Below are 14339 nucleotides of genomic sequence, written 5' to 3'. Positions count from 1 at the left end.
TAAGCAATGGCAGAACCGCAGGATCCTTCCGCGGCTGTGCCTACCAACCCCACGGTCGGGGCCGGTTCAACCGGTCCCGACCGTTCGGGCGTTGGTGGGAGACACCGTGCACCGGAACCGCTAGAAGAGCCGTCGGCATCCGAGGCAGCAGGGACATCCCTGACCAAGGTTCTGCCTGACCTTGCAGCTACTCCACCCCCACCGACCTCGCCCCCGCCTGCGTCGGCCGACAAGCCGAAGAAGCGTCGACGAGTTCCGGTGTGGGCGTTCGTCGCACCGTCGCTGATCGTTCTCGCCGTCATCATTCTGTATCCGCTCGGACGAGCGATCTGGATGTCGATGCACAGCGACGGCAAGAAGCTCGATCCCGAGACCGGCATGTTCGTCACCGGTCAGTTCACGTGGTTCGACAACTACAAGAACTGGATCACCCAGTCCTGCAACACCGCCAACGGCTCGATTCCCTGCCCGCCCGGCACACTCGGATCGCAGTTCTGGCAGTCGATCGGAAATACGTTCGGCTTCACCGTCGTCACCGTCCTGCTCGAGACGGTGATCGGTCTGTCGATGGCGTTGATCATGGCCAAGACGTTCCGCGGACGCGGTTTGCTCCGCGCTTCCGTGCTGATTCCCTGGGCCATCCCCACCGCCGTCACCGCGAAGCTCTGGTTCTTCATCTTCGCCAACGACGGCATTGCCAACAAGATCCTCGGCACCAACATCCTGTGGACGGCGGACCCCTGGCCGGCGCGATTCGCGATCGTCGTCGCCGACGTCTGGAAGACCGCGCCGTTCATGGCGTTGCTGATCCTCGCGGGTCTTCAGATGATTCCCGCCGACGTCTACGAGGCCGCCAAGGTCGACGGTGCGACGGCGTGGCAGCGGTTCCGCATGATCACGCTTCCGCTGGTCAAGCCCGCACTCATGGTGGCGGTGCTCTTCCGCACGATGGACGCGCTGCGCATGTACGACCTGCCCGCGATCATGATGGGATCCAATCCCGCCACCTCCACCATCTCGGTTCTGGTGGTCGATCAGATGCGCGTCGGCGCCAATTCGGCGTCGGCACTGTCCACCATCACGTTCCTCATCATCTTCGCTGTGGCCTTCATCCTGGTCCGATTCCTCGGAGCCAATGCGGTCAGCACGCAGGAAAAGCAGCGGAAGGGGGAGCCGGTATGAACAAGGCACTACGCGGCAAGATCGGCACCTACATCGGCGTCGTACTGATCATCGTGTGGGGACTCGCTCCCTGCTACTGGATGATCGTGACGGCGCTGCGCGACCCCGCGGACACGTTCTCGACGTCGCTGTGGCCCACCAATCTCACGCTGTCCAACTTCACCGCGGCGCTCGATCCCGATGCCAAGGTGAACTTCACCCGTGCACTGATGAACAGCCTCATCATCGCGGGCGCGACCACGCTGATCGCCTTGGTCATCGGCGTGTTCACGGCGTACGCGCTCTCGCGTTTCGATTTCCGTGGCAAATACTTCGTCACCGGAATCATCCTCGGCGCGTCCATGTTTCCGGTCGTCGCCCTCGTGACCCCGCTGTTCCAGTTGTTCACCGACATCGGCTGGATCGGCAGCTACAAAGCGCTGATCATCCCGAACATCTCGTTCGTGCTGCCGCTGACGGTCTATACGCTGACGTCGTTCTTCTCCGAGCTTCCGTGGGAGCTCGAAGAGGCGGCGCGTATTGACGGCGCCACCCGTGGCCAGGCCTTCCGTCTGATCATGCTTCCGCTCGCCGCGCCGGCACTGTTCACCACCGCGATCCTCGCCTTCATCGCAACGGTCAACGAGTACCTGCTCTCGCTCCAACTCTCGAGTGACAAGACCGCACCCGTCACCGTGGCGATGGCCAAGTTCTCCGGAACGGACCCATTCGTCACGCCGTACACCTCGATCATGGCCGGCGGAACCCTCGTGATGGTCCCGCTGGTCATCATGGTTCTCATCTTCCAGCGACGCATCATCGCCGGTCTGACCGCAGGCGGCGTCAAGTCGTGATGCGCGCTTGCGCACGGTTTCGATGAGGCGGGCTTCGCGCGCCCAGCGTATGGAGCTGATTGCCGGCTTCATCTCGGTCTTCGCCCTCATGGCGTTGATCGGCGCTGTGGTCGCGATCGTCAAGGGAGACCCCGGCGTGATGCCGTCTTTGGTGCTGCTCGGTTGCGTCGTCGCTCTCGGGCTCGCGTTCCGCGGATATCGGAACGCGGTCCGAGCAGAACGTCGCGAGTAGCCAGCCCGGTAGGGTGACATTTCGGTATCGCAGTTGCCGGGAGTTATCTGATCGAGATATCACCCTGGTGGAATGGTGCCGGTAAGTCCGGATCCACGACCGGGAGTGTTGAGTGAGTCCATCGAACAGATCGAGTGCGACGGGTGGCGATCAGTCGTCGGCTCGATCGGGCAAGTCGGCTAATTCGCCCCGGTCGAACAAGTCGGCCAAGCCCGCGAAAAAGCAGCGCTCGAAGTGGCGGTACGTCCGGCGGACCATCTACGTGCTCGTGCTCCTGATGGTCATCGTGCCCGCGTCGGTTTTTGCTGTCGCGTACAGCCGGACCGACGTCCCGCGCCCCTCTGACATGCAGACCAATCAGGTGTCCACCATCTACATGGCCGACGGCACGACCGTGCTCGGCAAGGTAGTGCCGCCGGAGGGAAACCGGACCGAGGTCGCGTTGTCGGCCATCCCGATTCACGTCCGCGATTCGGTGCTCTCGGCGGAGGATCGTAACTTCTACACCAACCCCGGGTTCTCGATCTCCGGATTTGCTCGCGCTGCCCGCGACAACGTGATGGGCAAGGAAAGTGCCGGCGGTGGCTCGACGATCACTCAGCAATACGTGAAGAACGTCTTGGTCGGTGACAAGCGCAGTATCGACAGGAAGCTGCGTGAGCTCGTCATCTCCGCCAAGATGGCGCGCGAATGGTCCAAGGACGACATTCTTGCCGCGTATCTCAACACCATCTACTTCGGTCGCGGTGCGTACGGCATCGCCGCCGCGTCGAACGCGTACTTCGACAAGCCGGTCAGTGAGCTGAGCGTCGAGGAAGGCGCAGTTCTCGCGTCCGTCATCCAGAGCCCGTCGTTCCTGGACCCCGAGACCAATCTGTCCGCGCTGCAAGCGCGCTGGGACTACGTTCTCAACGGCATGGTGGAACTGGGCAGCCTGACCAAGACGGATCGCGACGCGATGCAGTTCCCGGCCGTCGCCCCCGCCAATCGGCCGACCGATCTGAACCAGGCGCCAGGACCCGAAGGCCACATCAAGACCCAGGTACTCAAGGAACTGGCCGAGGCCGGTATCAGCGATCAGACGCTGAACACCGCTGGTCTGCAGATCACGACGACCATCGACCCGGTTGCGCAGGAAGCTGCGCTGAACGCCGTCAGGCGGAATCTCGAGGGCGAGCCGGAAGACCTGCGGACCGCAGTAGTGTCCATCGACCCCAAGACCGGTGGCGTCGACGCCTATTACGGCGGTGACGACGGAGCCGGCTTCGACTACGCCCAGGCGCCGCTGCAGACCGGTTCCGCGTTCAAGGTCTTCGGTCTGGTCGCAGCATTGATGGAAGACATTCCGCTGTCCGCACGGTTCGACAGTTCACCGCTCACGATCAACGGCGTGACCATCGGAAACGTCGGCGGCGAATCCTGTGGTCGATGCACCATCGCCGAGGCACTCAAGCGTTCGCTGAACACCAGCTTCTACCGGTTGATGCTCTCGATGGAGAACGGTCCCCAGAAGATCGCCGACGCCGCCCACCTGGCCGGCATCCCCGAGCACATTCCCGGACTCGACTACCCGACGCTCACACAGGAGGGTGGTTCGCCGGAGAACGGAATCGTGCTCGGCCAGTATCAGTCTCGCGTTATCGACATGGCGTCCGCTTACGCGACGCTCGCCAATTCCGGTGTGTACCAGCAGCCGCACTTCATCCAGAAGGTCGTGACGGCCGAAGGTGAAGTCCTGCTCGATCGCCCGGTTTCTCCCGGTGAGCGTCGTCTCGATGCTGCCGTTGCCGACAACGTCACGCAGGCGATGCTGCCGATCGCGTCGTACTCGAACGGTCACGCGCTTGCCGGTGGACGCCCGTCTGCAGCCAAGACCGGTACCGCGCAGTTGGGTGACACGGGCCAGAACAAGGATGCGTGGATGGTCGGTTACACGCCGTCGCTGTCCACCGCGGTGTGGATCGGAACTTCCGACGCTCAGGCCATCACCAACTCCTACGGTGGTTTGATCTACGGCTCCGGAGTGCCTGCGGACATCTGGAAGAGCACGATGGACGGCGCGCTGAAGGGATCCGACTGGGAGAGCTTTCCGTGGCCGGACCCCATCGGCGGGCAGGCCGGCGTTCCCGCGAACTCCGGCGTGACCTCGGGGGACGGGACGGGCACGCCCACGACGGGCGCGGTCGCTCCCCCGGCGCCCATCGAGGTGCCCGGCCTACCGCCGATCGAAGTACCGCCGCTCCCCCAGTTGCCGCGTCAGATCGAGATCCTGCCGGGCATCGTCATCCCACTACCGGGCTGACAAGCAGCGCCCGATTTCCGGTTCTCAGGCCTGATCGTCGAAGAGACCGAGTTGGGTGGGCGCTGCATCCTTGGCGGGCAGTACGACGACGCGCAGTCCGCGCCTGAGGTTGCGGATCGCGTGCGTCCACGCGCGCTTCTCGCCCGCACACAGGTCGGTGTCGTCGTCCTTGCGGCGGATGGACTCGGTCAACGCCTCGTGCCAGGCAGTCTCCTGCTCCTGGCTGATCCGCAGGTAGTCGAGAATGGTGTCGCGGTCGTGCTCACAGATCACGGCAACCTCTTCGGCGCTGAGCTCGCCCGTTCCGTCTGCGTCGAGTTCGAGGAGCGCCATGAGAGCCGGCGGAAATTCGTGGCACTCGTGTGACTCGTATTCGGCACCGGGATCTTCGTGCTCGGAGGCCATGCCGTCGTTGAAGGCGGTGTCTCCGGTTGCGCGGATGGGTTGCCCGCCCAGTTCTTCGGCGAGTTCGTCGGATGCTTCGGCCAGTTCGGCGAACGAGCGCAGAGCCCGCAGCAGGTGCTCGGCGACGAAGGGTGCGCCGTCCACGCGGACCACGCCCAGCACACTCTGCTCGACGAGAATGAGCTTGATGGTCGGCCATTGCCGATTGAGCTGAGCAAGAATTACAGCAGCGTTCTCGAGGTTCTCCACCGAATGCACGACCCGCGAGAACACCTCTACGTACTCGTCGTCCTCGAGGACACGAACATAGGTGACCTGCTCACCGCGGACCAGCGGGATGTCGCCGTCGTCGTCACGCTTGGGCGGATGACCGAGAAGGCGCTCGACGGCCCCGTCGACCAGGATCCGCAGCATGTCGCCCGAACCCGAGGGTGCGTGAGACGGCGTCGTGGCGAACGCCGGCGTCGACTCGCGCCCACTGGTGCTGGCACGCAGGAACGACGGGTGCGCAATGCTCCACATTTCACGGAAGACGCGCAACACCTTTGTCACCAGTTCCTCGGGACGAGCGCGGTCGACGTCGATGTAGAAGGACATGGACCCATTGCCCTCGGGTTCGTGCTCGCACAGATCGGGAGCGTTGAACCCCATGTCGAGCAGCGCTGAATGGTCTTCCGGTTCGAGCATCCGCAGTGGATGCAGAAACCTGTTGGAAGGAACTTCACAGCGCACGGAGGTCTGGTTCCATGCGAAGAACTGGATGCACGCGGGCGCGTCGGCCAGTTCGTCCATGCTGTCGTAATGCGACTCCACCACGAGGGTGTCGTCGTCCTCCATCACGGAGATGTAGCGAGCGAGATGAGTCTCGAAAGTAGTCCAGGCACTCAGGATTTCCAGATCGAAAGTATTGTCCGACATCGTCGCTCCTCTGGTCCGGGGGCGCATGGGGCCCTACCGACGACTCGCCGAAACCCCTGCTTTTCAAACCCCGCCTACGACGTTAGTCGTGGGGTCCGACAGTGACAGTGTTCGTAGGATCCGGGTGACCGTGTTTCAGTCAGGGGATTATCTTCCGAGCCTGCAGATTGGCGAAGATGTCGAGGAACATCGCTTCGGTGTCGACGTGGCGGTGAAATCCGAACCGACGAGCTTTCGATCCGTCAGCGAAAAAGTCGTAGTCCCATCCGAATACGAAGTCACCGAACCCCCAGGACGAGACATCGGAATACGGGGTCCGAGCAAGGTGGTGTTCCTCGACGAGTTCATCCCACACCGACTCCTTGTCCGCCATTGCGACATCGAGGGACATCGGGAGCGGAGGTGCGACGTCCATGTCGAAGAAGGCTGCGATCTTCGGCCACATCTCCTGCCAGCGGAACAGGTCGCCGTTGTTGATGTTGAACGCCTGATTTGCGCACTCGGGGTTGGTCGCGGCCCAGACCGTCGCTTCGGCCAGGAGTCCGGCGTCGGTCATCTCGATCAAGCTGGTGTACGCGCCGGGCTTGCCGGGGAATCGGAGTGGGACACCCAGTTTCTTCGAGATGGTCGCGTAGACGGCGATGACCATCGCGAGGTTCATCGGGTTACCCAGTGCGAATCCGGAGACGACCGAGGGTCTGATCGCCGACCATGTCCACGACTTGCCGAGCTGCCTGCGTTCGAGGAACTGCTGTTGGTCGACGTTGAACTCGGGTGGCATGTGCGGTGGATCGCTCTCGCGGGCCGGAGTTTTGAACGGTCCGAGGTGTGCCCCGTAAACCTTGTAGCCCTGCATCAGGCTGACGTGCTCGAGTCCGCCCGCAACGGGCTCGATGGCGTCGAGAGTGTTGACCAGCATCGCCAAGTTGGGCGGAACCAGCTCGGCCCATGTCGGGCGGTCTTGATAGGCGGCGTAGAAGACGTGAGTGACGTCGCCCAGTCCGCTCAGTGCTGCTGCAGTCCGGTAAGGATCGAGCAGGTCGACTGCGATGTGTTCGACCCGGTCGGTGTCCGTACCGCCTCGCCGCGAGAGTCCGATGATCTTCCATTCTCCGGTCGACTCGAGGTGATCGATCAAGTTCCCACCGATCACGCCTCGGGCTCCGACCACGAGTGCCACTTTGTCGTGCTGCACCATTTCAGCCTCCCATTGGCATATCGCGATGTTGCGATATAGGGAGTGAACCACACATATCGGCATTTCGCGATCTAGCGGTATGCTCACGAACATGGAAGACGCAACAACCGAGTGGGAAACGGCGTTCAAGGCGCTGGCCAACCCGATGCGTGTGCAAATCCTGCAGTGGTTGAAAGACCCCGGGAGCTTTCCCCCTCAACTCGAGCCTGCCGAGGAGGTCGGAGTGTGCCTCAAGCACATTCAAGCGAGGGCGAAGGTGTCGCAATCGACTGCGTCTCAGTACATGGCCGCACTCCAGGCCGCGGATCTGGTGACCACCACACGAATCGGCCAGTGGCGGCACTACAAACGAAACGAGCAACAGATCGAGAAGTTTGCTGCATTCATCAGGCAAGGTTTGTAGGTACCAGCACCTGACCGATCCCTCGGGAGTTGCCAACGTTGTGGCAAAACCTCACATCGCCGGAGCCGTCGGTATGTGCATAGTGGTCGTTTCTCGGTTCACTCGCTGTCCTTAGGCTCGGCAGAGGGTACTGGCAAGGAGAGGCGTGCGATGAGTCGTGAGAGTTGGGTGGGCCGTGATGCCCGATCCATCGCCGAAGCCGTGCGGTCGGGTCAGGCGTCGGCGCGGACCATCGTCGAAGACCACCTCGCACGGGTCGACGAATGCAATGACGAACTCAACGCACTGGTCACCGTGTGCGCCGAGGAGGCTCGCACGGCCGCGGATGCCCTGGACGAGCGACGCCCTCTCGGTGAGACACTCGGCCCCCTTGCCGGGGTTCCGTTCACGGTCAAGGACCTGATCGCCACTGCCGGCGTGCGCACCACTGCCGGTTCTCGCACTCTGGCGGACAACGTCCCGGCCGTCGACGCCCCGGCCGTCGCGGCATTCAAGGCTGCCGGTGCGATTCTGATCGGCAAGACCAACACCCCGGAATTCGGCGCGTGCGGCCTGACTCGAAACGAACTGTTCGGAACCACGGCCAGTCCGGTGCGACCGGACGGCGTCGTCCGGTCCCCCGGCGGGTCGAGTGGCGGCGAGTCCGCGTCGGTTGCTGCCGGGATGAGCGTGCTCGGACTCGGTACGGATTTTGGTGGCTCGGTGCGTTGGCCCGCCCACTGCACCGGCCTCACTTCGGTTCGCCCGACGCTCGGACGTGTCGATCCGGAAGGTCAGTATCCAGGCGTGCTTTCGGATGGACGGGTACTCGCCAACCCAGCGACGATGCACGGCACGATCCAGACCATCGGCCCACTGGCCCGCAGCCTCGGTGATGCGGCGCTTGCGTTGCGCGTCCTGTCGAAGCCGCATTTCTCGTGGACCGAGCCTGATTCGGTCGACGTCGACGACCTCGACATCCGCTGGGCCACCGGCGAGGGAACGATTCCCGTCGACGAAGAAATCCGGTCAGCGGTTCGGACCGTGGCGATCAGCCTGGACGCGAGCGAGTACGACGGTCTGGCCCTGTCGCGGGCCAACGCGCTTTTCGGTGCGTTGCGATCGGTCGAGACCCACGGGGACATCTACTCTCTCGCAGCAGGTTCAGCGCACGCTTTCGACGCGGACATCACCGCCATGCTTGCGGCAGGCCGTGATCGCAGTTCCGCCGAGGTGGAAGCGCTGTGGGCGGATCGCGCGGTGTTGATCAGCGAATTCCTCGGCGAGATGGGAGACGCACTGATCCTGCCGGTTGCGTCGGTGCTCGCTCCGCCGCTCGGTGTGGAGAGCTTCGAGGTGGACGGTCGCAAACTCACATGGATGGATGCGCTCGCGAGTTGCCGGGCGATCAGTGTGCTCGGCCTTCCGTCGGTCGTGGTTCCGGTAGGACTCTCCCGCAACGGTTTACCGGTCGGAGTGCAAGTGGTGGCCCGGCCGTTCCACGAGCATGTTGCGCTGTCCGTGGCGGCGCGAATCACGTCGAATGCGCAAGCTCTAGTCTGACTTCCATCTTTCGGTTTCGGCTGCGAAACGTGTTGCGTACGAGTCGGCCAGGTCGTGAAGCGTGGTGACGCAGTCGCCGTAGTACGTCGGTGCATGCATGGTAGCCAGAATCCGCGGCTCGAGGTCGGCCAGGGCGCGGATCGTGGGTTCGAGATCCGGGGTGAGGCAGGTGGCGTGGCCCAAGTCCTCGGCTTCCAAAGCGGGACCGACGATTTCGTGCTCGGTGGTCGCGGGGTGGTGCCCGAACGCAGTGAAGAGATCTCCGCAGAACAGCGTCGACGTCGTCTCCTCGAACATCAGACCCGCGTCCCAACCGTGTGGGACGTGTGGGGTGTCGATGTGCCGGACTCGGCGGCTGCCGGTTTCGAGTACGTCGCCGTCCTGCAAGGGAAGTGGCGCCCGATCGGCCAGATCGTTGACCTGGACGAAGCACCCCATCGTACCGTGTGCAACTTGCGCTTCGGGGGCCGCCGCAAGCCAGGAGTTCATGGACCCGCATTCGTCGGCCTCGACGTGACCGAACGTGATCCATTTCAGACGGTCGATGTCGATCAGCGTGGAGAGTGCGTCGGAAGCCGAGGTGAACAACGCTCGCTGCCCGGTGTGGAAGAGCAAGGGTTCCTCGCCGTCGACGAGAAACTGGTTCATCGTGAGGTTCGCTTCGTCCACGAAGGTCGACAGTCGGTAGATGTCCGGCGCGATTTCGGTGATCGTGGTGGTCATCGCTGTGCTCCGATCAGGGCTGTTGTACATGTCGAGCTGTCTTCTCCAGCCTTCTCGCCGCCCCGCGCCTGCACAAGGTTCTGGACGTGCTTACGGCTCTGCAATAGTGGAGGACGTGTTCGTACTGCTGCTGACAGGCCCGCCGGGCGCGGGGAAGAGTTCCGTGCTGACCGCGCTTCACGATCGACTCGGCGAGGCCGGGGTGAGCAACGCGATGATCGAGGTGGACGAACTCGAGCGGTGCTATCCGCCGCTGGGAACCGAGCGGGCAATCGCACACGTCGGGATGTTGTGCGCGTCGTACCGGGAAGCGGGGTACGAACTCCTGTTCCTCACGGCGACCGTCGAAGACGACGACTACGGGCGCGCCCTGCTGGCCGCGACCGGCGCCGAGGGGCACCTGCTGGCACGCCTCGAGGCCGATCCGGATACGTTGCGTACCAGAATCATCGAACGTGAACCGGCCGGCTGGGCCGGGTTGGACGAGTTGGTGGAGGCGTCACAACTGCTGGCCGATTCGATGCCGACGCTCAGTGGAGTCGACGTGGTTCTGAGCACCGAAGGCCGCGATCCCGAAAGTGTTGCCGACGATCTGGAAGCGGCTCTGCGAGAACACAGTCCGTCGCTTCTAGCCGTCGGTGTTCAGAGCGGTGACCACTGAAGCGAACATCGTCGACTTGATTGCCCCCAGTGTGCCCGCATTCTTCGGGCCGATCGGTGCAACCATTTCGATGGCCTTGGCGGTCAAAGCGTCGACGGATGCGGTGAAGTCCACCAAACCGGCTGCGAATGCGTCACTTCCGCCGTATCGCCGCCCCGTGGTCATGGCGACGATTGCCGACGCCGGGCTGAGCTTGGCCTGGATGAGAGCTGCCATTCCTTCGGTGAAGGGGATGTTGATGTCCACCTCCGGGAAGCAGTAGTAGCCGCGATCATCGCGCATGACGCGGTAATCGTGCGCGATGCCGAGCATGGCGCCGGCTCCGAAGGCGTGGCCGTTGATCGCCGCGACGGTGGGCATCGGGAACGTCAGCATCCGAGCGAACAGCGACTGCACCTGCTGCACATACCACTTCGCCTTGTCGCCGTTCGCGCCCAGCCAGTCGAGGTCGAGTCCGTTGGAGTAGAACTTGCCCGTCGCCGTGGTGACCAGGGCATGTGCGCTTTCGCTCAAAGCCTGGTCGAGTAGCTTGTCGACGGAATCGAGCCACTCCGGCGAGAATCGATTCTCGTCCTCGCCGAGATCGAGAACGGCGATCTTGTCTTCGAAGCGCAGAGTTGCGGTCATGATTGGCCTTTCCTGTTGCGTGGCTTGGGCAGTGGTGGGTCGAGATGCAGAACCGCTCGAACGGCGGCATCCAACCGCGCGCGTGCTGCGGCGTCGGGGACTCGCCAACCGTCGGCGCGTTTGGCGGGATGAATGAGTAATCCGGTAGGCAGGCCGACAACACAGGCCTCGATTGCCTCGACGGCTCGGCCGTCCTTGCGGCCCCAGAGCGCGGTCGACAACCGGATGAACAACTCGACCAGAGACCGGTCGAGTTGTGTGAGTTGCTCGGCGATGTCGGCAGGGACGTCGGTGCCGAGCAGTTCGTCGCGCTGGATCGTCAACAGCAGCAACGCGGATTGTGGGTAGTCGAGCGCGAAGACAGCCGGAACTTCGGCGGCCGCGACGACGGCGGAAACCGCCGAAGTCGGCGATGGGTCCGCGAGAGCGTCGTCCACTCTCGATTGTTGAAGCGCGAGAAATCGTCGCGCAGCACGCAGCCACGCGCTACCGACCAGTCCACTGCGAGAGCCGAATGCGTGATAGATCGCCCCGTTGGATACACCGGTGGCGTCGGAGACTGCCCGGACCGTGACAGCGCTCGGCCCGGCAGTGGCGGCAAGTTTTTCGGCAGCGTCGAGCAGGGTGTCGAGGTCGTGGACGCGTGGCCGAGGCATGAACGCACAGTAACAGAGCGTCTGCTCTGTTACTAGTGTGCGGTCAGATCACCGAATTTGCGCGAAGATCCTCGATCTCCTCCGGGCGCAGGCCGAAGTCGGTGAGTACGTCGTCGGCGTCACCGCCGAGAGTCATGGGTGGCGCATTCCTGACGGGAAGGGTCTTGCCGTCCACCCAGAACGGTCCGCGGACAACGGGAATCGACGTTCCGTCGGCGCTCTGGGTCTGCTCGACCATCTGCAATGCCTCGACCTGCGGGTCGGAGAACACCTGATCGATCGAATGGATCGGGCCGCAGGGGATTCCGGCACCGCGGATCTCGGAGATCCATTGCGCCGCGCCCTTCGTGGTCAGTAGGTCCTCGAGTTCTTTGGTCAGTTGGTCTCGGTGCGCCAAACGTTCTTTACCCGTGGCATATTCGGTACGGAAGGCGAGCTCGGGGTCACCGAGTACCGAGCACAGTGCGATCCAGTGCTTGTCCGAGCCGGTGGCAATGTTGATCGGGAAGTCGGCAGTGTCGAAAGCGCCGTACGGCGTGATCGTCGGGTGCGTATTGCCGTTCGGCGTCGAAACCCGCCCGGTGCTCAGGTAGTCCTGCGCCTGGAAGGTCATGATCGAGATCGCGGATTCCAGCAACGAGGTCTGCACGCGGTGCCCACGACCGTCGCGTCCGCGCGAAGCCAGTGCCGCCGTGATTCCCAGTGCCGCGTAGATGCCCGAGACCGTGTCGATGATGGGGATACCGACCCGCATCGGGGTCTGTTCCCCGGCACCGGTGACCGACATCAGCCCGGACATGCCCTGGGCCACCTGATCGAGTCCGGGCGCGAACTGGTCAGGGCCCACCGGGCCGAAACCACTGATGCTCATGACGACGAGCCCTGGATTCTCCTGCTCGAGCGAGTCGGGATCGAGCCCCATGTCGGCCAGTACTCCCGGACGGAAGTTCTCGACCAGCACATCTGCGTCGAGGGCCAGGCTGCGAAGCAGTTTCCGCCCGCGGTCACTGCGCATGTCGATGGCGATCGACCGTTTGCCGCGGTTCACGGAAGCGAAGTAGAGGCTTCGATCGCCGTCGAACGGAGGCCACTGACGCGAACTGTCGCCGGAGCCACGGGTTTCGACCTTGACCACGTCGGCGCCGAAGTCCGAGAGCAGCGACGTGCACAGAGGCCCCGCGAGAGCACGGGTGAGGTCGAGAACTTTGATACCGCTGAGCAATTGGTCCATGGGAGAAACCTCGGTTCTGTGGTGTGCAACGTCGCCCACTCGATCCGTCGCACCATCTGCGTGAATTGCCGCTGCAGTGATCGTCGGAGAGGGGAAGAATGAAGGTCAGGCCTGCTTTCGGCTGGGCTCGGTGACAACACTGGTCGAGAGCGCAAGGTGATGCGACGGCGACATTGCACAACTGCAGGGCCCGGATTTAGGCGCATTGTGTGACAGGCAGGATTGCGGTGGGCCGATACCGTGAACTCTCTACGGACGGCGATGCAAGCGGGAGGCGAGGCGATGCGCGACATTTCCACTCAGCTGGCGCAGTGGCACGCCCGCGGCGAGGATTTTGCACTGGCGACGGTTGTCCGTACCTGGCGATCCTCACCGCGCATGCCCGGTGCTTCGATGGCCGTCTCACGCTCCGGCGAGGTGGTCGGCAGCGTCTCGGGCGGGTGCATCGAGAGTGCACTGTACGAGATCGCCCAGGAGGTTCTCGCCGACGGCACCAGTCGCGTCGAGGTCTTCAGCGTCTCCGACGACGACGCCATCGGGGTAGGGCTGACCTGCGGCGGAACCATCGAAGTGTTCGTCCAGGCCGTCGGAGCCGATTTCGTCGAGTTCGGTCAGGTTTGTGAACGGATCGAGGCCGATACGCCCGTCGTCGTGGTCACCGAAGTGCGTCCGGGAGCACCGGCACGGCACCTCGTCGTCGAGCACGGCCGACGCAGCGGGGATCTGGATGCCACGGAGGACGAGGTGTCCATCCTGCTGCGCACGATGGACACCGGTGAGTCCGTCGCTTTTGTCGCGCCGGCGGGAACTCTCATCGATTCGCAGCACGACCTGCTGGTCGAGATCTTCGCGCCACTACCGCGGATGTACGTGTTCGGGGCCATCGACTTCGCGGCCTCGATGTGTACGTTGGGCGCCTTTGCGGGTTATCGCGTGACCGTCGTGGACGCACGGCCGGTCTTCGCGACACGGGCGCGCTTCCCCGACGCCCACGATCTGGTCGTCATGTGGCCACACAAGTTCCTCGAAACCGCACCGATCGACAACAAAACCGTCCTGGCCGTGCTCACGCACGACGAGAAGTTCGACATCCCCCTGCTCGAGATCGCGCTGCGTTCGCCGGCTGCGTACGTCGGCGCGATGGGAAGTCGTGCGACGCATGAGCGTCGGGTGGCGCTGTTGAAGGAGCGAGGCGTCACCGACGCCGAGTTGGGGCGTCTGCACTCACCGATCGGGTTGGATCTCGGCGCGAGGACACCGGAGGAGACTGCAGTGTCGATCCTCGCCGAGATGACCAAGACCCTGCGCAATGCCTCCGGTTTGGAACTGCGGGATCTGCAGGGGCCGATCCACCCGCCACCTCAGGAGAATCCGACCGCCCTGCATCGAACGGCCTGAGTCGACTGCGCTGAATTCGGACATCTTG

General features: G+C 63.5%; 14 protein-coding genes. 8 read left to right on the top strand and 6 right to left on the bottom strand.

What is annotated here, in order from left to right; genetic code table 11:
- The first annotated feature begins 6 nt into the window (after positions 1-6).
- From A0W34_RS28750 to A0W34_RS28735, 4 genes are all read left to right on the top strand, one after another.
- Complete coding sequence (locus tag A0W34_RS28750) at positions 7-1182, top strand: carbohydrate ABC transporter permease (RefSeq protein WP_007735224.1); 1176 nt, start codon at positions 7-9, stop codon at positions 1180-1182.
- Complete coding sequence (locus A0W34_RS28745; RefSeq protein ID WP_003946046.1) at positions 1179-2015, top strand: carbohydrate ABC transporter permease; 837 nt, start codon at positions 1179-1181, stop codon at positions 2013-2015. Before A0W34_RS28750 ends, A0W34_RS28745 begins: the two co-directional genes overlap by 4 nt.
- A 22-nt stretch (positions 2016-2037) precedes the next feature.
- The gene (locus A0W34_RS28740; RefSeq protein ID WP_019746112.1) at positions 2038-2247 is read left to right on the top strand and encodes a hypothetical protein; all 210 of its coding nucleotides are present in this window, start codon (positions 2038-2040) and stop codon (positions 2245-2247) included.
- Positions 2248-2359: 112 nt separating this feature from the next.
- A complete protein-coding gene (locus A0W34_RS28735) occupies positions 2360-4549 on the top strand; it encodes a transglycosylase domain-containing protein (protein ID WP_081558693.1) in 2190 nt (729 codons plus the stop codon).
- Positions 4550-4573: 24 nt separating this feature from the next.
- On the opposite strand, the gene A0W34_RS28730 is transcribed toward A0W34_RS28735, so the two are convergent.
- Entirely contained in the window at positions 4574-5872 is a 1299-nt protein-coding gene (locus A0W34_RS28730; RefSeq protein WP_003946055.1) for a T3SS (YopN, CesT) and YbjN peptide-binding chaperone 1, read from the bottom strand.
- A gap of 139 nt (positions 5873-6011) precedes the next feature.
- A complete protein-coding gene (locus tag A0W34_RS28725) occupies positions 6012-7070 on the bottom strand; it encodes an SDR family oxidoreductase (protein WP_007735220.1) in 1059 nt (352 codons plus the stop codon).
- 91 nt (positions 7071-7161) lie between these two features.
- Here A0W34_RS28725 and A0W34_RS28720 point away from each other — a divergent pair, with 91 nt between their 5' ends.
- Complete coding sequence (locus tag A0W34_RS28720) at positions 7162-7473, top strand: ArsR/SmtB family transcription factor (RefSeq protein ID WP_081558896.1); 312 nt, start codon at positions 7162-7164, stop codon at positions 7471-7473.
- A 150-nt stretch (positions 7474-7623) separates the two neighbouring features.
- Positions 7624-9015, top strand: coding sequence for an amidase (locus A0W34_RS28715; protein ID WP_081558692.1), 1392 nt, complete (start codon positions 7624-7626; stop codon positions 9013-9015).
- Here A0W34_RS28715 and A0W34_RS28710 read toward each other — a convergent pair.
- Positions 9007-9738 carry an MBL fold metallo-hydrolase gene (locus tag A0W34_RS28710; RefSeq protein WP_081558691.1) on the bottom strand — a complete coding sequence of 244 codons (732 nt, stop codon included), beginning with the start codon at positions 9736-9738 and terminating at the stop codon, positions 9007-9009. The genes A0W34_RS28715 and A0W34_RS28710 overlap by 9 nt on opposite strands.
- A 115-nt stretch (positions 9739-9853) precedes the next feature.
- Here A0W34_RS28710 and A0W34_RS28705 point away from each other — a divergent pair, with 115 nt between their 5' ends.
- Entirely contained in the window at positions 9854-10399 is a 546-nt protein-coding gene (locus A0W34_RS28705; protein ID WP_232329955.1) for a hypothetical protein, read from the top strand.
- Here A0W34_RS28705 and A0W34_RS28700 read toward each other — a convergent pair.
- From A0W34_RS28700 to A0W34_RS28690, 3 genes are read right to left on the bottom strand one after another with little or no spacing between them, the layout of a single operon-like run.
- A complete protein-coding gene (locus tag A0W34_RS28700; RefSeq protein ID WP_007735215.1) occupies positions 10367-11026 on the bottom strand; it encodes an enoyl-CoA hydratase-related protein in 660 nt (219 codons plus the stop codon). The genes A0W34_RS28705 and A0W34_RS28700 overlap by 33 nt on opposite strands.
- A complete protein-coding gene (locus tag A0W34_RS28695; RefSeq protein ID WP_003946066.1) occupies positions 11023-11682 on the bottom strand; it encodes a TetR/AcrR family transcriptional regulator in 660 nt (219 codons plus the stop codon). Before A0W34_RS28695 ends, A0W34_RS28700 begins: the two co-directional genes overlap by 4 nt.
- A 43-nt stretch (positions 11683-11725) precedes the next feature.
- On the bottom strand, positions 11726-12913 hold the full coding sequence (locus tag A0W34_RS28690) for a CaiB/BaiF CoA transferase family protein (RefSeq protein ID WP_003946016.1): 1188 nt from the start codon (positions 12911-12913) through the stop codon (positions 11726-11728).
- Positions 12914-13195: 282 nt separating this feature from the next.
- Here A0W34_RS28690 and A0W34_RS28685 point away from each other — a divergent pair, with 282 nt between their 5' ends.
- Positions 13196-14311 (top strand): XdhC family protein, encoded by a 1116-nt coding sequence (locus A0W34_RS28685; protein WP_007735213.1) that lies wholly within the window; start codon positions 13196-13198, stop codon positions 14309-14311.
- Positions 14312-14339: the final 28 nt, after the last annotated feature.

Origin of the sequence: Rhodococcus sp. BH4, from assembly GCF_002079265.1 — a bacterium.
GTDB lineage: Bacteria > Actinomycetota > Actinomycetes > Mycobacteriales > Mycobacteriaceae > Rhodococcus_F > Rhodococcus_F qingshengii.
This window is presented reverse-complemented; position numbering and strand designations above follow the sequence as displayed.